The 19,912-nt window shown below is 35.3% G+C and carries 21 protein-coding genes; 5 read left to right on the top strand and 16 right to left on the bottom strand.

All coding sequences use genetic code 11. The features are described from left to right. Window positions 1–188 precede the first annotated feature (188 nt). Together QWY87_RS16680 and QWY87_RS16685 are read left to right on the top strand one after the other, a co-directional pair. On the top strand, window positions 189–710 hold the full coding sequence (locus tag QWY87_RS16680; protein ID WP_290293349.1) for a DUF7935 family protein: 522 nt from the start codon (window positions 189–191) through the stop codon (window positions 708–710). A 22-nt stretch (window positions 711–732) separates the two neighbouring features. Further along, a complete protein-coding gene (locus QWY87_RS16685; RefSeq protein ID WP_290293351.1) occupies window positions 733–1,497 on the top strand; it encodes an MBL fold metallo-hydrolase in 765 nt (254 codons plus the stop codon). A gap of 27 nt (window positions 1,498–1,524) precedes the next feature. Here the strand turns inward: QWY87_RS16685 and QWY87_RS16690 are convergent, their stop codons facing one another. From QWY87_RS16690 to QWY87_RS16740, 11 genes are all read right to left on the bottom strand, one after another. Beyond that, window positions 1,525–2,886 carry a pyridoxal-phosphate dependent enzyme gene (locus QWY87_RS16690; protein WP_290293353.1) on the bottom strand — a complete coding sequence of 454 codons (1,362 nt, stop codon included), beginning with the start codon at window positions 2,884–2,886 and terminating at the stop codon, window positions 1,525–1,527. A 75-nt stretch (window positions 2,887–2,961) separates the two neighbouring features. Beyond that, window positions 2,962–3,954, bottom strand: a complete 993-nt coding sequence (locus QWY87_RS16695; protein ID WP_290293356.1) for a glycosyltransferase family 2 protein — start codon at window positions 3,952–3,954, stop codon at window positions 2,962–2,964. Window positions 3,955–4,056: 102 nt separating this feature from the next. Further along, window positions 4,057–4,875, bottom strand: coding sequence for an enoyl-ACP reductase FabI (locus tag QWY87_RS16700; RefSeq protein WP_290293358.1), 819 nt, complete (start codon window positions 4,873–4,875; stop codon window positions 4,057–4,059). Between the two features lie 96 nt (window positions 4,876–4,971). After that, window positions 4,972–6,624: a DNA repair protein RecN gene (gene recN, locus QWY87_RS16705; protein ID WP_290293359.1), complete on the bottom strand. Its 1,653-nt coding sequence runs from the start codon at window positions 6,622–6,624 to the stop codon at window positions 4,972–4,974. 66 nt (window positions 6,625–6,690) lie between these two features. Continuing rightward, entirely contained in the window at window positions 6,691–7,581 is an 891-nt protein-coding gene (gene porD, locus QWY87_RS16710; protein ID WP_290293360.1) for a type IX secretion system protein PorD, read from the bottom strand. Then, window positions 7,574–8,785 (bottom strand): bifunctional phosphopantothenoylcysteine decarboxylase/phosphopantothenate--cysteine ligase CoaBC, encoded by a 1,212-nt coding sequence (gene coaBC, locus QWY87_RS16715; RefSeq protein ID WP_290293362.1) that lies wholly within the window; start codon window positions 8,783–8,785, stop codon window positions 7,574–7,576. Before coaBC ends, porD begins: the two co-directional genes overlap by 8 nt. A gap of 2 nt (window positions 8,786–8,787) precedes the next feature. Then, complete coding sequence (locus QWY87_RS16720) at window positions 8,788–9,126, bottom strand: DNA-directed RNA polymerase subunit omega (protein ID WP_290293364.1); 339 nt, start codon at window positions 9,124–9,126, stop codon at window positions 8,788–8,790. A 7-nt stretch (window positions 9,127–9,133) separates the two neighbouring features. Further along, window positions 9,134–9,952 (bottom strand): outer membrane protein assembly factor BamD, encoded by an 819-nt coding sequence (locus QWY87_RS16725; protein ID WP_290293366.1) that lies wholly within the window; start codon window positions 9,950–9,952, stop codon window positions 9,134–9,136. A 133-nt stretch (window positions 9,953–10,085) separates the two neighbouring features. Further along, the gene (locus QWY87_RS16730; protein ID WP_290293368.1) at window positions 10,086–10,598 is read right to left on the bottom strand and encodes a ferritin; all 513 of its coding nucleotides are present in this window, start codon (window positions 10,596–10,598) and stop codon (window positions 10,086–10,088) included. A 3-nt stretch (window positions 10,599–10,601) separates the two neighbouring features. Beyond that, window positions 10,602–11,483, bottom strand: coding sequence for a 4-hydroxy-tetrahydrodipicolinate synthase (dapA, locus tag QWY87_RS16735; RefSeq protein WP_290293370.1), 882 nt, complete (start codon window positions 11,481–11,483; stop codon window positions 10,602–10,604). 21 nt (window positions 11,484–11,504) lie between these two features. Further along, a complete protein-coding gene (locus QWY87_RS16740) occupies window positions 11,505–12,032 on the bottom strand; it encodes a DUF6913 domain-containing protein (RefSeq protein WP_290293373.1) in 528 nt (175 codons plus the stop codon). A 74-nt stretch (window positions 12,033–12,106) separates the two neighbouring features. On the opposite strand from QWY87_RS16740, the gene QWY87_RS16745 reads away from it, so the two are divergent. Together QWY87_RS16745 and QWY87_RS16750 are read left to right on the top strand one after the other, a co-directional pair. Next, entirely contained in the window at window positions 12,107–12,820 is a 714-nt protein-coding gene (locus QWY87_RS16745; protein WP_290293375.1) for a 5'-nucleotidase C-terminal domain-containing protein, read from the top strand. Then, window positions 12,821–13,735, top strand: a complete 915-nt coding sequence (locus QWY87_RS16750) for a bifunctional metallophosphatase/5'-nucleotidase (RefSeq protein ID WP_290293377.1) — start codon at window positions 12,821–12,823, stop codon at window positions 13,733–13,735. 4 nt (window positions 13,736–13,739) lie between these two features. On the opposite strand, the gene QWY87_RS16755 is transcribed toward QWY87_RS16750, so the two are convergent. Beyond that, window positions 13,740–14,924 (bottom strand): PNGase F N-terminal domain-containing protein, encoded by a 1,185-nt coding sequence (locus tag QWY87_RS16755; protein ID WP_290293379.1) that lies wholly within the window; start codon window positions 14,922–14,924, stop codon window positions 13,740–13,742. A gap of 89 nt (window positions 14,925–15,013) precedes the next feature. Beyond that, window positions 15,014–15,721: a copper homeostasis protein CutC gene (locus QWY87_RS16760; protein ID WP_290293381.1), complete on the bottom strand. Its 708-nt coding sequence runs from the start codon at window positions 15,719–15,721 to the stop codon at window positions 15,014–15,016. A gap of 121 nt (window positions 15,722–15,842) precedes the next feature. On the opposite strand from QWY87_RS16760, the gene QWY87_RS16765 reads away from it, so the two are divergent. Continuing rightward, a complete protein-coding gene (locus tag QWY87_RS16765; RefSeq protein ID WP_290293384.1) occupies window positions 15,843–17,678 on the top strand; it encodes a cation:proton antiporter in 1,836 nt (611 codons plus the stop codon). Here QWY87_RS16765 and QWY87_RS16770 read toward each other — a convergent pair. From QWY87_RS16770 to QWY87_RS16780, 3 genes are all read right to left on the bottom strand, one after another. After that, window positions 17,658–18,512, bottom strand: a complete 855-nt coding sequence (locus tag QWY87_RS16770; RefSeq protein ID WP_290293387.1) for an endonuclease/exonuclease/phosphatase family protein — start codon at window positions 18,510–18,512, stop codon at window positions 17,658–17,660. The two genes, QWY87_RS16765 and QWY87_RS16770, sit on opposite strands and share 21 nt — an antisense overlap. A gap of 60 nt (window positions 18,513–18,572) precedes the next feature. After that, a complete protein-coding gene (locus QWY87_RS16775) occupies window positions 18,573–19,088 on the bottom strand; it encodes a DUF2892 domain-containing protein (protein WP_290293390.1) in 516 nt (171 codons plus the stop codon). A gap of 132 nt (window positions 19,089–19,220) precedes the next feature. Continuing rightward, complete coding sequence (locus tag QWY87_RS16780; protein WP_290293391.1) at window positions 19,221–19,883, bottom strand: metal-dependent transcriptional regulator; 663 nt, start codon at window positions 19,881–19,883, stop codon at window positions 19,221–19,223. Window positions 19,884–19,912 lie beyond the last annotated feature (29 nt).

Consider the following 19,912-nt stretch of genomic DNA (forward strand, 5'->3'; position numbering starts at 1 on the left):
GCGATGCAATCTCTAATTTAAACGAAATGTCTTAATAAATTGATAAAAACACTTACTTTAGATTTTTTGCCCTTGTTAATTTAAAACAAATTTAGTATCATCAGTCACCAATTAATGTGACAATTGTCATCTAACTTGGCTTTGTAATTATTGTTACATAAGCTATATTTGAAACCAAATATCTGAAAATGGATCTTACAAGTATTATAGAATTACTTTTCTACACCTTACCTGCAGTTGTAACTGGCTTAATAGCCGCTTATTTCTTCAAAACTCACGTTGAAAATGAAAATAAAAGGCGAAATTTTCTTCTCAGAAGAGAAACGAATAAGCAGGCGCTCCCGCTAAGACTTCAGGCTTTTGAAAGACTAACTCTTTTTCTGGAAAGAATATCATTGAATAAATTACTCATCAGAATAAAACCAACTGGAAAAGATCCTGAAAAGTATAGTCACAAACTAATAGGAATAGTAGAACAAGAATTTGAACATAATTTGGCCCAGCAAATTTATGTGTCAGAAACAGCATGGAAAGCTGTAGTCACGTCAAAAAATCTTATTGTCAAAATTATTCGAACTACTGCTGCCAAAGAGGAAATTGAAACTGCTGAACAATTAAGAGCAGACATCTTAACCAATTTAGGTAAAAATGATGGTCCAACTAATGCAGCCATTTCGTATTTGAAGATCGAAGTAAAAAAAATATTTTAATCCCACCATTAAAACCCTAACCATGTCGAAAAAGCCAATCCTCACCTTATTATGTATACTTTCAACTCTTTTTGTGTTTTCTCAAAGACCTGAAGCAGATACATTCAAAACTAAAAAAGGAGACCTTACTATACAGCCGATTCTTCACGGAACCTTGGTGATGCAATTCAATGGTAAAATAATCTATGTTGATCCTTATGGAGGAGCCAGCGCTTTTACCGGTATGGCAAAACCTGACCTTATTTTAATCACTGATATCCATGGAGATCATTTAAATGAAGACACCCTAGATGCCTTAGAAATTAAAAACACACCAATCATAGTTCCTCAGGCTGTTGCCGATAAAATGTCAGAAAAGTACCAGAATCAGTTACATATACTCGCCAATGACGATCACAAAAAGCTATTTGGGATTGATATCAAAGCCCTGCCAATGTATAACCTGCCCGAATCTGACGATGCCAAGCATGTTAAAGGAAGAGGCAATGGCTATCTTTTGGTAATGGGAAAGAAAAAAGTATATATTTCAGGTGATACAGCGGGTATTGAAGAAATGAGAAACCTGCAGCATGTTGATATAGCTTTTGTCTGCATGAACCTACCCTACACTATGGATGTACAGGAAGCTTCGAGCGCCGTATTAGACTTCAAACCTGGCATTGTTTATCCTTATCACTACAGGGGCAATCCTGACATGAGTGACACAGAAGTTTTTAAAACCCTTGTTAATGAAGGAAATCCTGAAATAGAAGTAAGATTAAGAAATTGGTATCCAGACTATAATTAATCCTTTTAATTTTTCGGGTCGCACATTTTAGTGTATTACTCTAATGATATCATGCTTGGTAATCATATGATATTTACCTGCTCCCATATCTACAATAACAGCCTGATTATCTTTATTAATTAAGGCTGATATTTTTTCAAGCGCCGCATTTTTCTTTACAATTGGATAAGGTTTGCTCATCACTTCCTTTATGGGCTTATCAGCAATATCCTTGTCTTCAAAATACAATCTAAACAACTGACTTTCATCTAGTGAGCCGACAAATCCATCAGCATCCATTACCGGTAATTGAGATATTTCATACTTTCTCATCCGCTCAATGGCGTGAGAGACCAATTCTTCAGTCTTGACAGAAATTAGTTCCCTATCACTTTGCCCTTTAACAAGATCGGCGGCAATCCTTATTTTTTCATCGAGAAATCCTCTTTCTCTCATCCAATCATCATTAAACATTTTACCCACATACCTACTTCCATGGTCGTGAAATAAAACAACCACAACATCATCAGGTTTAAAATGCTTCTTCAATTGAATCAAACCTTTGATCGCTGACCCGGCTGAGTTGCCAACAAAAATCCCTTCTTCCCTGGCTAGTTTTCTAGTGTATACAGCACCATCTTTATCTGTAACTTTTTCAAAACCATCAATAATATCAAAATTTACATTCTTAGGTAAAATATCCTCACCGATGCCCTCTGTGATATAAGAGTATATCTCATTTTGATCAAAAATACCTGTTTCATGGTATTTTTTAAACACTGATCCATAAGTATCTATTCCCCATATTTTAATATTCGGATTCTTTTCCTTCAGATACTTACCAACTCCTGAGATGGTTCCACCCGTGCCAACTCCAACAACAAAATGAGTTACTTTTCCGTCAGTCTGCTCCCATATTTCTGGCCCGGTACTCTCATAATGAGCAGCTGTATTCGATAGGTTATCGTATTGAAGCGCATACCATGAATTCGGAGTTTCCTCCGACAATCGCTTGGAAACAGAATAATAAGATCTGGGATCATTTGGTTCCACATGAGTAGGGCAAACTACAACTTCGGCCCCTAAGGCCCTCAAAATATCTATTTTCTCTTTTGATTGTTTATCAGCAATAACGAATATGCATTTATAGCCTTTGATATTGGCTGCAATGGCAAGGCCCATCCCTGTATTCCCTGAAGTACCTTCGATGATTGTTCCTCCTGGTTTCAATAAACCGGCAGCTTCCGCGTCCTCTATCATTTTAAGCGCCATACGGTCTTTAACTGAGTTCCCAGGGTTAAAGGTTTCCACCTTTGCAAGTACCAAGGCATTTACATCTTTAACAATTTCATTAAGTTTCACTAAAGGAGTATTTCCGATGGTCTCCAATATATTTTTTGCATATTCCATAAGGTGAATTTGTATTGTGTAAATTTAAGGAAAATAGAAGCTGTATGTACGAGGCTTATCACAAAGGCAAAAATTCTAAGCAAACATTCCGGGAAAAGCCTCTTTAATACCCTTGCGTTGAAAATAAAGTCTGTAAACTGATCTTAAAAACCCAGTTCCATAGCCTAAAAACTGAATAAATGCAGCCATTACGCTTGACAAAGCAATCGCGATTTTCTTATTCTTGACAAAAGAATCAATTAATATGGCCAAAAAATACAGGGCATAAATCAGAAACCCTATTGGTGAAAAAAAGTACCAGATGACCATAGATGACAATAAACCCAAGACAAAAAAAGAGGGTAACCAATAATTCAATTTTGCAGATCCCGGATGCATCTTATTCAGTATTGGCCTTGCTGCTCCAAAATTGCGGGTTTGTTTATAAAATTGTCCCAATGAAGTTCTTCGTTTATGATAAACAAATGCATCTTTAATCAATCGTGTTTTACAGCCTTTTTCTAAAAGCTTAAAATTTAGATCTATATCTTCTCCTATTCTTTGTTTTGAGAATCCTCCTGTTAAGGCAAAAGCTTTTTTGGAAATACCCATATTAAAACTTCTAAGCTGGAATTTCTTAGTGGGTGATTCTTCACTTCGCAATCCTCCTGTTGTCAGGAATGAGGTCATACTATAATTAATTGCCTTCTGCCAATTTGTAAAAGACGAATGCGCAGCATCCGGGCCTCCATATGCATCAACATATTCTTTTTCTAACGCGTTATTAACTATAGACAGGTAATTATCGGGCAGGATACAATCAGAGTCGAGCAAGATGAAATAATCACCCGATGCCCTTTTCATGCCGTAATTTCTGCTGTCTCCAGGTCCAGAATTTTTCTTGAAGCAGTACTTTATATTCAATAAATTCTCATAAGCTGAAACAACTGAACTACTCTGTTTCTCAGAACCATCCTCCACCACGACAATTTCAGTTTTACGCTCCTTATCCTGAACGTAAATACTTTGCAGTAATTCGTCTAGCTCTTCTGGCCTATTATAAACTGGAATGATGATTGAAAAACGCAATACAGGATAATTTCTAGTTCTAAATTAAAACAAAATCGGGAAAGTTAAGATTTGCTCAAAATTTTCCCGATTCTCAATTGTTACTCAATATGTCTCAGTATTCTATTCGTCGCCGTCCATAAAACCATCCATGATCACATCGCTAATTCCCATGTTTGAGAATCCTCCATCATGAAATAAATTTTGCAAGGTAACCTTCTTTGTAAGGTCTGAAAAAAGTGTTAAAGTATAATCTGCACATTCCAATGCTGTAGCGTTACCTAAAGGTGACATTTTTTCTGCATAACTTAAAAACCCGCCAAATCCTTTAACGCCGCTTCCTGCGGTAGTTGGTGTTGGAGATTGAGATATTGTATTCACTCTAACCTTATGATCACGTCCGAAGAAATAACCAAAGCTTCGTGCTATTGATTCTAAATAAGCCTTATTGTCAGCCATATCATTATAATCAGGGAATACTCTTTGGGCGGCCATGTAAGTTAAGGCAACTATTGATCCCCACTCATTCATAGCGTTCTTTTTATACAATACATTCATGACTCTGTGAAAAGACAATGCTGAAACATCAAATCCTTTATGAGTAAATTCATAATTAGACTCAGTATAATGCTTACCTTTTCTCACATTGATAGACATACCTATGGAATGAAGTACAAAATCTATTTTTCCGCCTAGAATTTCCATTGATTTATCAACCAAGGCTTCAAGGTCTTCCATAGAAGTGGCATCCGCAGGAACAATCTCAGAACCAGTATCTTTTGCCAACTGATTAATAGCGCCCATTCTCATTGCGATAGGTGCATTTGTCAATACAAATGTAGCGCCTTCTTCATGAGCTCTCTCAGCAACCTTCCATGCAATAGAGTCTTCATTTAAAGCTCCAAAAATGATTCCTTTTTTTCCTTTTAATAGATTGTACATATGTTCGTGTTTAATTAATTGTATTTTTATTAAAAGCCATCCATTAATTCTGGAATAGGCCTCGGCAAAGTTAATAGATTATTTTAATATTTAGTATCAGGATAATAGCTGTTTCGCATGAGCCATAGCAGAGTCTGTAATAGCACTGCCCCCAAGCATTTGGGCCAGCTCAACCAATCGCTCGTCTGAGTTCATTAACTTAATATTAGATGAAATACCATCCTTATTATCCTCTTTAAAAACTTTGTAATGATGGTGTCCTTTTGCCGCAACCTGGGGCAAATGTGTAATTGTTATCACCTGCATATTCTGGCTCATCGCCAGCATCACATCTGCAATTCTATTTGAAACTTCCCCGGAAACACCCGTATCAATTTCATCAAAAATAATGGCTGGCAGACTTGAATACTTAGACAAAATCCATTTTACGGCTAACATCATTCTAGACATCTCACCGCCAGATGCCACTTTTTTCATGGTCTCAAAAGATTTTCCCTTATCAGATGACATCAAAAACTGAAGTTTATCCTTTCCATTTAATAGAAAATCTTCGCTTTCTGTCAATGCAACCTTAAATCTGGTATTCTTCATCTCAAGAGCACCTAATGCAGATTCTATTTGAGATTTGAATTCAGGTATAGCATTTAGCCTCCTCTTGCGAATTTTCAACGCAATCTTGTTTAGAGACAATTCAGCCTTTTGAATTTTTTGAGAGGCATTAGAAATTGTTTCTTCTGCATTATCAACATCAGTAATCTTCGAATGATATGCCTCTTTAATAACTAGCAATTCTTCAATACTTTTTGTAGCATGCTTCTTTTGCAGATCATACAAGGTTTGCAGTCTATCTTCAACATTTTCCAAAGCTGCCGGGTCATAGACCAAGTTATCATTTTCATCTGCAATTTCTGCTAGCAGATCTTTGAATTCTATTAAAACACTTTTCATTCTTTCTGACATCGAACCATATAAATCGGCATAACCTTCAATTTTTGATAATTGTTGGTCAATAGCAGACATTTGATTTAAAGCTCCTAAAGGTTCTTGTTCCGAAATATCAAGTATAGCCGCTAAACTCAACTTGATTTCCTCTACATGAGATAATTTTTCTAAATCCTTTTCTAAGTCCTCTTGCTCACCGACTTTCAAATCGGCTTTTTCCAATTCCTCCCAGAGAAATAAATTATAATCATATTCCTTTTTGGCCTGAAGCTGCAGTTCCTCAAAGGCCTGTAATTCTTTTATTAAAGCTTTATACTTTTGAAAAGCCAAATTATAATCATTGAGATATGATGCATTATTTGATAGTGCATCTATGATATGAAACTGGAACGATGGATCGGATAACTGCAAGGTTTCGTGTTGTGAATGAATATCAATCAATTGACTAGTCAATTCATTCAGTATAGATAAGTTTGTTGGGGTATCATTTACAAACGCACGTGATTTACCGTTGGGTAAAATTTCTCTTCTAATTATGACCCAAGGATCATAATCAAGATCATTCGCTTCGAAAAAAGATTCTAAATGATATGACGATACTTGAAACTCTGCTTCAATAACACATTTTTTCACCTTGTCATAAACCAAACTACTATCAGCTCTTTTCCCTAAAACCAAAGCCAGACCTCCCATCAAAATAGATTTTCCAGCACCTGTTTCACCAGTTATGATAGACAAGCGATCCTTAAAGTCAACTTTTAGGTTCTCAATTAAAGCATAATTTTTTATAGATAAGGATACAAGCATAAATTCTTCTAAGAATAAAGATATTGAACTATTACAAACTTAAATACACCAATAGGTAATGGTTGGCTATATTTTAATTTCCTTCCATTTCTCATCAAAAGAAGGATAAATTCTAGAGAGCACATCTCGAAGTCGAGAGGTATCTATTCTCGGACCATCGGCAAAAACATCTACAATTTCATCTCCTTTTGTATCAAAGAAAACCCTGATTAAAAATGTGTTGGGTCGTTCATTATACAAACCTTGGAGACCTTCTATTGACCTGGCCATTACTTCTTTAGCATCTCTTGAATTGTCAACCATTCTATCAAGTCCTAATATATGATACTCATACATGGTCTTTCTGTACTGTTCATAAACCGGAGATAATAAATTTTCATTTAACTGATAACGGGTGTAATTTCCATCAATACGATTCCAGCCAATTCCACCACCTTGCTGTGCAACAATTACAACATTCTCAGCAAGTTTAAAGAAATTTTCACCTCCCTTATAACCAAAAGTATCTGCCTGATACCCTAATATGGTATAGGCATAGAAAGTTAAAATTGATACCAGATTAGAGTCAAAATTATTCTCATTGTATACCAAGGGTTGAAACTCTTCATAGTTAAATGAAATATTATTATCGTTAAAATTTAATATTGAAGTTGTATAGGTCGAATTATAAACGGGTCTGGATATCTGCAGTTGTAAGCTACCTCTAAAGCTATTTGCTGATACTGCTTCTAAAATATTAATGGTTATCGAGCAGTTAATTTTTTCATGATTTTTATATGCAGAACTGGTCCATTTGGTATTGTTCATATACTCAAAAATATCATTCTGCATAGTGTCAAAAATCTTTTTATTTGAAACACCAATTTCCGCATCGTTTATATAAACAACACAATTCAACTCCTGAGCAGAGAGTTTCAATCCAAAAATAAGTACGAATAGAATTAAAAACTTACGCATGAACACTTTTTAAAATCTCATTAAAAATATCTGAAGCCACTTCCTGTTTTGTCTTGAGTTCAAAACTCAGTATCTGACCTTCTTTATCAATTAAAGTAACTTTGTTGGTATCTGATTTAAAACCAGCTCCTTTATCTCGAAGAGAATTCAAAACAATTAGATCAAGATTCTTCTTTTGAATTTTTTCCTTGGCATTTTCCAGCTCATTCTCAGTTTCTAAAGCAAAACCAACCAAGAACTGGCTCTTTTTAATGAGGCCAACAGAAGCTAAAATATCTTTTGTAGGAACTAGAGCAACTTCCATGTTACTTTTTTTCTTTTTTATTTTCTGAGAAGATACAACTTTTGGTGTAAAATCTGAAACCGCTGCGGAGAAGATAGCAATATGGCTGTCATTAATATAGCTGTGGGTAGCCTCATACATTTGTTCAGCACTCACCACATCAATTCTCTTTACATTACTATGCGATACTTCTTCATTACTCGGTCCTGATATCAACTTCACATCAGCACCTAAATCAGCAGCTACTTTAGCAAGAGCAAAACCCATCTTACCTGATGAATGGTTTCCGATAAATCTTACAGGATCAATAGCTTCATAGGTTGGCCCGGCTGTTATAAGCACTTGCTTTCCGTATAAAGGTGATTTTGCTATAATATGATTCTCAATAAAATTTACAATCTCTTCGGGCTCTGCCATCCGGCCTTCACCTTCAAGTCCGCTTGCCAACTCCCCAAAAGAAGGAGCTATAAATACGTTTTCGCGGGCTTCAAGCGTGTCAATATTAGCGGAAGTAGTTGCATGCTGGTACATATCTAAATCCATTGCAGGAGCAAAATAGACAGTTGACTTAGCGGATAAATAGGTAGCGAGTAACAAGTTGTCACAGATTCCATCGGCCATTTTAGCCAAGGTATTGGCAGTCAGTGGCGCTATAACCATGAGGTCAGCCCAAAGTGCCAGATCAACATGGTTATTCCACAATTCATTCTCTTCACTTTTATCGTAAAAGGTAGATTGAACCGGGTTCTTTGATAAGGTCGATAATGTCAATGGGGTAACGAAATCTTTAGCCGCAGGGGTCATAACAACCTTCACTTCTGCCCCAGCCTTAATAAAATACCTTACCAGATAAGTAGTTTTATACGCAGCAATCCCCGCAGTAATTCCAAGAAGGACTTTCTTACCGCTTAAAACAGACATAACTAGTCTAATTTATCGTTATCAATTTCTGGAGTTCTATAGAAAATTTCATCATCTAACCACTCCTGAACAGCAATTGCAGTTGGCTTAGGAAGACGTTCGTAAAAACGAGACACTTCAATTTGTTCCTTATTCTCGAATACTTCTTCCAGACTATCATTAAAAGTTGCAAATTCTTCTAATTTGTCAATCAATTCACTTTTTAAATCTTCATTAACCTGAGAGGCTCTTTTTGACATGATCGCAATTGCCTTATATATATTCTCAGTTGGCGCTTCGATTTTAACTTTGTCAAAAGTAATAGTACTTTCTGGAGCTCCAGTGTTTTTGTAATCTTTCATCAGTTAATTATTTTTGTGATATTGTTGATAATGATTCTCTTAATTCATTTAATTCTTCTTGCAGTTTTAAGCCCATACCATCAACCTCCTTCGAATAATCCGAATCAGGATATGTCTTTTTAAATTTATTATAGGATAAAATTGCTTCAGATAATCTTTCTTGCTTCTTTGCTAGAACACTATTCATTCCCAATTCATAGGCTGATTTAAAACTGTAATAAAAAGAATCTTCCTTAAATTCAGATCCTAAATGGTCTTCGTTAAAAGTTTCAAATGCCTGAATTGATGCAGCGTACTTTTCAGTATGGTAATAAAGTCTCGCCACTTCAAAATCTTTGAATTGTAATTTCCTGTTTAATTCTGCATAATCTTTATTCGCCTCTTCAATCAAATCAGAATTAGGGTATTTATCAATGAAACCCTGATAAGCTGTCAAAGCCTGGTAGGTATCCTCTTGATCTCTACTATAAACCGGTGCCGCTAAATAATAACTTTTAGCACTCAAATACGCGCCTTCCTGAACCTTAGAGCTTTCTGGATAATTTGTAATGAATTTCGTAAAGTAATATGAGGCCATTGAATAATTCTCTGTTTGAAAATAACTATCCGAAATCATAAACTGAATTCTCTCCATCTGGGGCTTATTGGCATAAGGACCCATAATTTTTTCAAATAAGGAAATCGCCTTTTTGTACTCCCCTTCCTCATACATCTTCACGGCCAACTGATACCTTTCAGCGTTCTTCCCTTTGTTGAGAACATTCTGATATTCCCCACATGAACCAAGTAGAAAGAATATGGCTAGAACAAACGTTAACTTCTTCATTTTTCGCATCTGGCAAAATTACTCTTTTAAAACGGAATTAGAAAAAATATTTTAGGCATTATTGAACAACTACAGAGAAGCCATAAACAATTGACTTCTAGTAGTGTAAAACAAATCTAATTGTAGTTATACCTTATTGTGGTGCAGCTGCCTGATTACCCACTAGCAATTTTACATCGTTATCAAACAGATATAAACCACCTTTATCATCCCCAATAAGGTTTATTTTATCAAGAATATTTCTCGCAAGAGCCTCTTCTTCAATCTGTTCAGCTACATACCATTGAAGAAAGTTATGCGTTGCATAATCTTTTTCTTTAAGTGTTATATCAACAAGGTCATTGATTTTTTGAGATACCATCACTTCATGGTCAAAAAGGCTTTGAAACATCTCTTTAAACGATCCAAATGATACTGGTGGTTTTTCCAACGCTGTAACCTGGGCATGGCCACCTCTTTCATTAATAAATTTTACCAATTTGAGCATATGCATTCTTTCTTCATCTGAATGCGCATACATAAATGAAGCCACTCCTTCAAAACCTTGATTTTCAGCCCATGAGGCCATTGCTAAATATATCTGTGAAGATTCAGCTTCAATTTGAATCTGAAGATTTAGTGCTTTTTCAATAATGCTTGAAACCATTTTTTAATTTTTATAATCAGTTACAAAGGTATTAATTTTTTGTTGTAAATCAGTTGATACATCCACTAATGGCAATCTCACAAATGATTCTGATATCTTTAAGGATTTTAGCATGCTTTTTATACCAGACGGGTTTCCTTCAGAAAAGATCAAATCAATACTTTCTGTCAATCCATAAAATATTGAAAACGCCTTTTGACAGTCACCTTTCAGCCCCAATCTAATCATCTCGCTAAACGCTTTTGGCAGACCCTGGCCAATCACTGAGATCACACCAGAACCTCCTGCTAAAACCAAAGGTAAAGCCAACTTGTCTTCCCCTGAAATTACAAGAAAATCATCTGGTTTGTTTTTCAACAATTCCAGTACTTGTTCAAAATCTCCAGCTGCTTCTTTAATCCCTATGATGCTCTTACAATCTTTTGCCAGTCGAAAAACAGTTTCAGGTAATACATTAGATCCGGTTCTAGGTGGAACATTATATAAAATTACCGGCAAGGGGCTTTGTTCGGCAATCATTTTATAATGCTGATAAATTCCTTCTTGAGAAGGTTTATTATAATATGGCGAAACAGATAAAACAGCCGAAAAACCATTTAAATTTCCTTCTTTCAATTCTTTTATAATTGCAAGCGTATTGTTTCCTCCTATTCCAATAACTAACGGAAGTCTTCCTTTATTAAATTCTATGACTTTGGATTTCACTAATTCCTTTTCATCAGAATCAAGTGTAGCAGTTTCTCCCGTAGTTCCAAGAACTACTAAATAATCAACCCCATTATCAACCTGATAGTCTACCAGACGTTGTAAGGCATTTAAGTCAATCTCTCCGTTTGAAGTAAAAGGTGTAATTAGCGCTACACCTGTTCCCTTAAATTGTTCCATTCGTTTATTAATCTTTATAAATTAATCAATAAGTTTTAGTATCTGTAAATATTTTACAAGTTCAGCGTTAAAAGTGTCAATGTCATTTCCTGGTGTTTTTACTGAAATATCATTAAAAAAATTAGCCTCTGCTTCAAATCCTGCCTTTAATTGCGCCTTTGACTTTAACATAATTACTCTTGGGAAAAGCAGTTCAGGGTTACAATAGTTAATTAAAAGATCAAATTTTATATCCACAAACTTACTAAGCGCCTCTGATTTTATTTTTGCATTAAAACCAAAATTTTTCTCGTCACACATTCCATAAAAACCAGGTGCTTCACTTTTTCCTACAACATCAAAAAGAAATACTTTCATATCTTCTTGACGTAAACCAAGGGACTCACTTAGCCTTTTTGTAAAATCATAGGTTTGAATCAAAGACAACTCTGACAACACCCCAACACGGTTAATTGATATTACATCAAATTCCTTGTTTAAAGCAATTGCCTTACGCTGTTTTTTTATAAATTTATGCGCAGTTTTATTCTTTAGATTCAATAGTCCCATTCACCAGAATTATGCACACAAAACTATATAAAATAATAGTATTAATATTGATTTCATCATTATTAAACAAAATCATGGTTTCCTGTAAAGAAAAAAACAGTGAGCTAAAAATGATTCGCGGCAAACAGATCGAAATAGGCCCTGATCTCAAAGCGGATGCGAATTTTTTAAAAGAGATTCAACCTTATCATGATTCTTTACAAACAAAAATTAATGAGATTCTGTGTTATAATCCACGAGTCTTGTCAAGACAGGAAGCTTTTTTAGAAAGTTCTTTGGGTAATTTTTACGCAGACGCCTGTTTTCAGGCTGCCGATAGTATTTTTTACAAAGAAAAAAAAGAACATATAGATTTTGCCTTATTTAACTATGGTGGAATTAGAACTGCTATCCCTGAAGGGGATGTTAAAGTTGAGGATATTTTCAAACTGATGCCATTTGAAAACAAACTAGTCGTTGTAGAATTATCTGGATCAATGGTTGAGGATCTTTTTAATTATTTACTCAAAAGAAAACAGGCTCATCCCATTTCAGGAATGAGAATAAGCCTGGATAATGACAAGATAGCGGCCATAAATATCCAAGGTAAAAACTTTGATCCTGAAAAAAACTATCGGGTGTTAACCCATGATTATTTACAACATGGTGGAGACAATATGTCATTTTTTACCAAGCCACTTTCATTATATGTCACAGAATATAAGGTTCGTGATGCCTTAATCGATAATTTAAGGCAACTCGACACATTAAAAAGTTCACTAGATAACAGGTTTATACAAATTAACTAGATGCAAAGGAGAAAGTTTTTACAAAATACAATCGCAACAGGATCTCTTATTGGTTTAGGAGGTTTACAATTGACTTCATGCGATGCCAATAAAGAAACAACGATTAGCATACTTCACACGAATGATGTGCATAGTCATATCGAAGTTTTCTCGGATAAGCACGCAAAATATCCAAATATTGGTGGTGTCGCAAGAAGGGCTTCTCTTATTGAATCTGTCCGATTTGAAAATCCAAACACCTTGTTATTTGACGCTGGCGATATTTTTCAGGGAACACCCTATTTTAATTATTTTGGAGGAGAACTTGAATTTAAGATGATGAGTAAGTTAGGTTATGACGCTGCCACTATAGGCAACCATGATTTCGATAATGGTGTAAGCGGATTACATAAACAGCTTCCGCATGCCAGTTTCGATTTTCTTATCGCCAATTATGATTTTAAGAACACCATTATGGATGGCAGAACCAAACCCTATAAAATCTTTTATAAAGACGGTATTAAAATTGGAGTCTTTGGTATTGGTATCAAATTAGATGGTTTGGTTGACCCCCAATTATACAAGGAAACTAACTATCTCGATCCGATTGAAATTGCGCAGGACATGAGTAATTTACTCAAAACAGAAGAAAAATGTGACTTGGTGATTTGTCTTTCTCATTTAGGGTATTATTATAAAAGTAATCCGGATTATATCAGTGATATGGTTTTGGCAAAACAAACTAAAAACATTGACCTTATTATTGGTGGGCATACACATACTTTCTTAAAAAAGCCAACGGTAACAAGGAATGCAGACGACAAGAATATGCTTGTCAATCAGGTAGGATGTTGGGGTGTAAATATGGGGAGAATTGATTTTATATTTGATGAGAGCAAAAATATTTCCAGCAAAGGTACCAGTATCATCGTTTAATAATTCATTCTTCATAAGTGAGATAGGCTGATACCAACCAGTGATTATATTTGTCCTTTTCAGCTGCTGAGGCATCAATTTCTAACGTAAGCTTATGACCGCCTGCGCTCATATCTCCTAATTCGACAATCACAGGCTCAACTATAGATCCAGGACACCAATTTGATCTTGAAAGATCTGATGAGGCAATGCGTTCTTCAATTTCTTTTACCCGATATTTTTTGGCTTCAAAATCAATATACGATGCCGAATCTTTTTTTAACCAAACTCCTGAGCTAGGGTTAAATCTCCTAAAAGATGCACAGTCATCTCGCCAGGGAATAAAATCCAAAACAGTGCGCTTGTCAATTTTCAAACGATTGGAGCGTTTGCTAAATTCATCACCTCCACTATGTCCACCATGTCCGGAAGTAATATAGTACAGTTTCACATTTTTGACTGCTGTATCAAAACTAAAATCCTGTTCTAACATGCCGTCAGCAAAGAAATCTGGTAAAGATTGCCCTTCTATATAACTAACCGTGTTTAGTAAAGTTTTGACATGAACCAACTTATCAGGTCTGTTTGAATAATGTAGACTCAAATCAATACGATAGCCTTCTTTAGTCCAAGAATCTATCCAAACTCCAATATAAAAATGATTTGTAACCACTTTTAATAAATGAGAAATATCTGTCTCCCAGACTACCTCTTTTTCCCATTCGGGAATATATACTGGCTTTCTATGGGAGTTTTGCTCTTTACTATAATGACCAACACCAAATGGTGTAATAAACCTCACTAATTCAATAACTGGTTCATAATCATTTGTTTTTCTCACGCCAAGAAATGCCCCATCAATTCCTGATTCCATTGGAAATTTCTTGTTGCCTTCAGCAATATCCAAGATTGAAATTAATTTTGGGTCAGCGACAACAAAACAAGAGCCCGTTTTATCCCAACGATCTCCTTCCGATCTAAGAGACAGTCTGATTTTGACATCAGTGCCATCAGGGAAATTCGGAACTTCAACCTTTTTATAAACCAATCTTCCTTTTTGTAAACTAACTACTGCTGAATCTGCACTGATAGTCCCTTCATAATTAACAGGCTGATTCTTAAACACAACTTGATCGAGCCCATTTTGTGAATAGGCGGTACTGCTAAAAAAGGAAATGCTAAAAATAAAAACTATTATTACGTATCTCATATGAATTTATAAACTCTTACATTACAACGACAGCAATTCTATATATATTCTCTCAGAAAACAAAATGGATAACTGTTCGTCCAAAATGCTTAGTTGATATAGTTAAAAGGCAGGTTAATTATCAATTGGATTTTCTCATGATCTGTATCCATTGACTGCCCCATGCCCAACCTTAATTCTTCTTTAGTTGGTTTTCTGGAAGTGAAGTGTAAATAATTGATATTCGATCCCGAAAACTTTAAAGCATTCTCTTTACTAATGCCGCTTCCTGCTATGACTTGAATTTGATCTCCGTAATTTTGCTGAATTTCAGAAATAACTGCTATACCTTTTTCTGCTTGCTCTTGAAGGCCAGATGTAAGCAATCTATCAAACCCAAAACCTACCACCTTTTCAATTGCAATTCTAAAATCGGGGACAAAATCAAATGCTCTGTGAAAGGTAGTCTTTAATCCCAGAGCTTGAGCTAATTCAACCAATTCAGCATTCTCGTCAGCAACCGTGTTATCTTTATTTAATATCCCAAATACAACGCCAAATGCTCCAGCTACTTTAACAGCTTCAATATCCATCTTCATGGTTTGAAGATCATCCTGTGTGATTTGAAATCCACCTTCGCGATGCCGAATCATCACATGGATTTCGGCTTCTGATCTATCAACACATTTTTTGATCAATCCATAATTAGGAGTTAAGCCTCCCACCGATAGTGCAGAACAGAGTTCAACACTTTTAAAGCCATAAGTACCTGCCGCAGCAGCGCCTTCAACAGAATCTGTACAAAGTTCAAAATTCATAATATATGTATTAAAAAAAAGAAGCGATCAAGCTAAATGTCTGTTTCAAAACATCCAGAATAATTAAGATGGTTTTGAATCATATAAAAATAGTATTTTTAGGCTATCAATAAAATATTATATGCTCGAACTTGCAAGTATCATTATTTTAGGAATTATGGCCCAATTGGTAGCTTGGAAATTTAAAATTCCAGCCATCCTCCCACTCATCTTAACTGGATTATTTGTTGGCCCGTTTTCTACCATGTTTTCTGCCGATGGGAACAAATGGATTGAACCGGTTTGGAATGGTCAATTTGGCCTGTTTCCTGGTGAAAGTCTATTCAATTTTGTGTCTTTATCTATTGCCTTGATCCTTTTTGAAGGGGGTCTTACATTAAAAAAAGATGAAATTAAAAGTGTAGGCCCGGTTATCTATAAACTAATTACAGTAGGAGCTTTAATCACAATGATTACAGCCGGTATAGCAGCACATTTTATAATCGGTCTGAATTGGCCTTTATCGTTTTTGTTTTCTTCATTGATTATTGTTACCGGACCAACGGTAATTACACCCATTCTTAGAAACCTACCCTTAAAGAAAGATATCTCAACCGTTTTAAAATGGGAAGGAATTCTTATTGATCCTGTCGGAGCTTTAGTTGCAGTACTTGTATTTGAATTTATAAGCATTGGTGGTGATCATGGCACTGAATATACCAAAGAAACTTTAGTGGAATTTGGAAAAATTATCATTATTGGGTTTTCTATCGGTTTTACTTCTGCCTATGTTTTTGCGACTGCACTTAAACAGCGTTGGATTCCTCATTACCTGCTCAATGTAGTGGCCTTAGCCCTTGTGTTAGGTGTATTTGTACTTTCTGATCTGTTTGCGCATGAGAGTGGCTTATTAGCTGTTGTGATTATGGGGATGGTACTTGGTAATATGAATATAGCTGCCTTAAAGGATGTGCTTTATTTTAAAGAAACCATAAGTATCTTGCTGATATCTATCCTTTTTATACTGCTCTCGGCCAATATTAACCTCACAGATCTAGAACTCATTTACAATTGGAATTCACTCATCCTTTTTGGTATTGTCGTATTAATTGTAAGGCCTATTGGCGTCTTTTTCAGCAGTAGAAAAAGTGCACTTACCCGAAATGAAAAAATATTCATCAGTTGGGTCGGACCCAGAGGGATCGTGGCAGCTGGTATTGCCTCGTTATTTGGACTTAAACTCACCATGCAGGGTGTTGAAAATGCCAACTATATCACCCCTCTTGTATTCATGATTGTTTTAGGTACCGTATTGTTAAATGCAACGACTGCTAAAATAGTTGCAAGAATTACAGGGGTATTGCTGAAAAAATCTGAGGGCATTTTAATTGTTGGGGCTTCAGATCCATCAAGACTTATTGCCAGCTACTTAAAAAACAATAATAGAAGGGTTGTTTTAATAGATAGCAATCGGGCAAATATTTCAAAAGCCAAAGAGGAAGGTCTCGAGGCCTTTGAGAGTGATATTTATGCCGATGAAATTTTTGAAAATATTGAATTAAACGATATTGGGTTTTTACTCGCCCTGACTGGTAGCCCTGCGATTAACGAATATGCCCTTGCAAAGTTACGAGGGGTATTTGGTGAAGAAGGTGCCTTTAGACTTATTAGTGGCGAGGAAATGCAAGACCCTAATAATAATCCTGAAGAAGGTCTTTTTTCACAAACTGATGATTTCATCAATATTTCTGAGGTTGTAAGAGATTTCCCCATTATTAATGAGGTAAAAATAGATTCATATGAGCATTATCTGGAAATTATGGAAGCTACTATGAAGGAAGTTAAAACAATCCCGGTATTTGTCAAAGACGTTGAAAATAAAATCCATATCATTCCAGCAGATTATAGTAAATTAAAAGTGGAAGCTGACTTTAAACTGATGTATATAGGGAAAAAACTAGTTATTAATGGAATTTAAATTCATATTGATCTTTACCACTACCGGAAAATGATCGGAAGGATATTTACCGTCTTTAGAATCAGTTAAAATCCCGTATTTGTTTACGCTAATATTATCCTTAGAGCAGAATATATAATCAATCCTGTCTTTTACCGGTTCATGAAATTCAAATCCGGTAAATGTGCCATGCGGTCCGAAGGGCTTGGCTTTTGAAGCGATTCTGGAATCGTTAAATACTGAAGACAAATAAGTTATAGCTTTGCTATTCTCATTCAAATTGAAATCACCCATTATGATAACCGGAACATTATCCTTATTGATTTCGTTTACTTTTTTAACAATCAACTCAGCACTTTTTTCACGAGCCACTTCCCCTATATGATCGAAGTGCGTATTGAACACCAAAAATATTTTACCACTTACCTTATCTTTAAACTTAGCATAGGTGCATATTCGCTCTAAGGCAGCATCCCAGCCTTTAGACACCTTTTCAGGAGTAGGCGAAAGCCAAAAAGTATCCTCATCAACGACTTCCAGTTTTTTTGTATTAAAGAAAATGGCGCAGTATTCACCTTTTTTGTTGCCATCATCCCTTCCAACACCAATATAGGCATAACTTGAAAGTGATTCATTAATAAAAGCTAATTGTGAATGCAGGCCTTCTTGAATCCCAAAGACATCCGGTGAATAAAAATCAATTTGCTGGGTGAGGTATTCTTTTCTCTTTTCCCATTGATTCTCCTGATCATTTACTGTAGCGTAACGAATATTATAAGTCATCAGGCTCAGTTCCTGGGACCAAGCAATACAGCTAAAAAAAATACATATAAAAGTAATGTGACTTCTTTTCATAAGCTTTGGGTTCGTATTTTTCTGACAGAAACAACAAACTGATGCAAGGAATATCTTTATCTAGATCTTTTTCATTTGCTGTTTCACCATTACGATCTGGTCTTTCAACATCCCGTGTTTGTCTAGCTTTTTTGCTTCAGCAATTAAAGTAGTAGCTTCTCTTTTCCTTCTCTTGGTCAAGGCAATTCCAGCTAATTGCAATTTCGCCATGGCTTTGTCATGGTCCATAGCCAAGCCCATCTTTAATGCCTTCTTAAAGAAAATTCCTGCCTGTGTTAAATTAGTTTGAGAAACCATAATACCTCTCAAAAAATTATAATAGGCCTCCTGTTTTTTTGTAAGCGCAGCTGAAGGGTTCTTAATTTTATCAAGCAATTTATTTCCTCCTTCAAAATCCTGTTTTCTCAATTTGAAAAAAGTCAACAAGAGAATCTCATTCTTAAAATAAAAAAAGACAAATATTCCCGCAAGTAAAACAATGGATATCCCATTCATGATATGACCTTGTGAGAATTCAAACCCGGCCCATACAAGAATAATTGCGGCCAAAACCAATTTTATATATTTGTTGAACATAGACTGTTTTAATTTTTGAGCAAATTTACATTTTTATAGGATTAATCATCATATTATTCATATTAAAATGAACAAACCCCCATCGTAATAATTCTTAACATATTCAAATTGATCCCAAATTATCACATTCTTTTAAAGTTTCTCAACATAAATACTTTCTGCAAATTTCTTAGAGACATTTTCCTTTTTACCATCATAAGATATGAGCATAGATGCGTCAAATTCTCTTATTTCCAGAATCTCAATTTCACTACTCAAAGCCAAGCCTAATTGGGTGACGTATTTAAGAAACACAGCCGAATTATCATTGACAGATACTAAACGACAAAAGTCACCAGCCATAAGACCTGATAAGGGTATTTTAGTTTCAACGATAAACTCACCCTTCTCATCAGGAATTGGATCACCATGAGGATCTCTTTTTGGATTTCCCAGAAAATTATCTAGCTCTTTAATCAATTTTGGAGAGTGAATATGCTCTAATTGATGCGCCACTTCATGAACCTCATCCCAACTAAAATTCATATGCTGATGTAAAAAAGTTTCCCACAAACGATGCTTTCTAATCAATTTGAGGGCAATATCATGTCCTGATTTGGTTAACTCTATCTTTCCATACTTTTCGTATACTACCAATTGTTTGTCTTTCATCTTTTTGATCATCACACTGACCGAAGCTGGCGTAAGACCCATAAAATCCGCTAATTGATTGGTTCCTAATTTTTTAACATTCTCTTCATAGGTTAAATTATAGATAGCCTTAAGGTAATCCTCTATATTCTTTGTTATATTCATAAAATAATATTTGTTAGTTATATCTAACT

The sequence above is a fragment of the Lutimonas halocynthiae genome, assembly GCF_030409835.1.
In the GTDB taxonomy this organism is placed as follows: Bacteria; Bacteroidota; Bacteroidia; order Flavobacteriales; family Flavobacteriaceae; genus Lutimonas; species Lutimonas halocynthiae.

Coding starts and splice junctions, on each gene's coding strand:
- QWY87_RS16775 (WP_290293390.1), bottom strand. CDS start 19,088: ATGTTCAACAAATATATAAAATTGGTTTTGGCCGCAATTATTCTTGTA.
- QWY87_RS16680 (WP_290293349.1), top strand. CDS start 189: ATGGATCTTACAAGTATTATAGAATTACTTTTCTACACCTTACCTGCA.
- QWY87_RS16690 (WP_290293353.1), bottom strand. CDS start 2,886: ATGGAATATGCAAAAAATATATTGGAGACCATCGGAAATACTCCTTTA.
- QWY87_RS16720 (WP_290293364.1), bottom strand. CDS start 9,126: ATGAAAGATTACAAAAACACTGGAGCTCCAGAAAGTACTATTACTTTT.
- QWY87_RS16765 (WP_290293384.1), top strand. CDS start 15,843: ATGCTCGAACTTGCAAGTATCATTATTTTAGGAATTATGGCCCAATTG.
- dapA (WP_290293370.1), bottom strand. CDS start 11,483: ATGGAACAATTTAAGGGAACAGGTGTAGCGCTAATTACACCTTTTACT.
- QWY87_RS16730 (WP_290293368.1), bottom strand. CDS start 10,598: ATGGTTTCAAGCATTATTGAAAAAGCACTAAATCTTCAGATTCAAATT.
- QWY87_RS16755 (WP_290293379.1), bottom strand. CDS start 14,924: ATGAGATACGTAATAATAGTTTTTATTTTTAGCATTTCCTTTTTTAGC.
- coaBC (WP_290293362.1), bottom strand. CDS start 8,785: ATGTCTGTTTTAAGCGGTAAGAAAGTCCTTCTTGGAATTACTGCGGGG.
- QWY87_RS16740 (WP_290293373.1), bottom strand. CDS start 12,032: ATGGGACTATTGAATCTAAAGAATAAAACTGCGCATAAATTTATAAAA.
- QWY87_RS16725 (WP_290293366.1), bottom strand. CDS start 9,952: ATGAAGAAGTTAACGTTTGTTCTAGCCATATTCTTTCTACTTGGTTCA.
- QWY87_RS16780 (WP_290293391.1), bottom strand. CDS start 19,883: ATGAATATAACAAAGAATATAGAGGATTACCTTAAGGCTATCTATAAT.
- QWY87_RS16685 (WP_290293351.1), top strand. CDS start 733: ATGTCGAAAAAGCCAATCCTCACCTTATTATGTATACTTTCAACTCTT.
- QWY87_RS16700 (WP_290293358.1), bottom strand. CDS start 4,875: ATGTACAATCTATTAAAAGGAAAAAAAGGAATCATTTTTGGAGCTTTA.
- recN (WP_290293359.1), bottom strand. CDS start 6,624: ATGCTTGTATCCTTATCTATAAAAAATTATGCTTTAATTGAGAACCTA.
- QWY87_RS16750 (WP_290293377.1), top strand. CDS start 12,821: ATGCAAAGGAGAAAGTTTTTACAAAATACAATCGCAACAGGATCTCTT.
- porD (WP_290293360.1), bottom strand. CDS start 7,581: ATGCGTAAGTTTTTAATTCTATTCGTACTTATTTTTGGATTGAAACTC.
- QWY87_RS16745 (WP_290293375.1), top strand. CDS start 12,107: ATGGTTTCCTGTAAAGAAAAAAACAGTGAGCTAAAAATGATTCGCGGC.
- QWY87_RS16760 (WP_290293381.1), bottom strand. CDS start 15,721: ATGAATTTTGAACTTTGTACAGATTCTGTTGAAGGCGCTGCTGCGGCA.
- QWY87_RS16770 (WP_290293387.1), bottom strand. CDS start 18,512: ATGAAAAGAAGTCACATTACTTTTATATGTATTTTTTTTAGCTGTATT.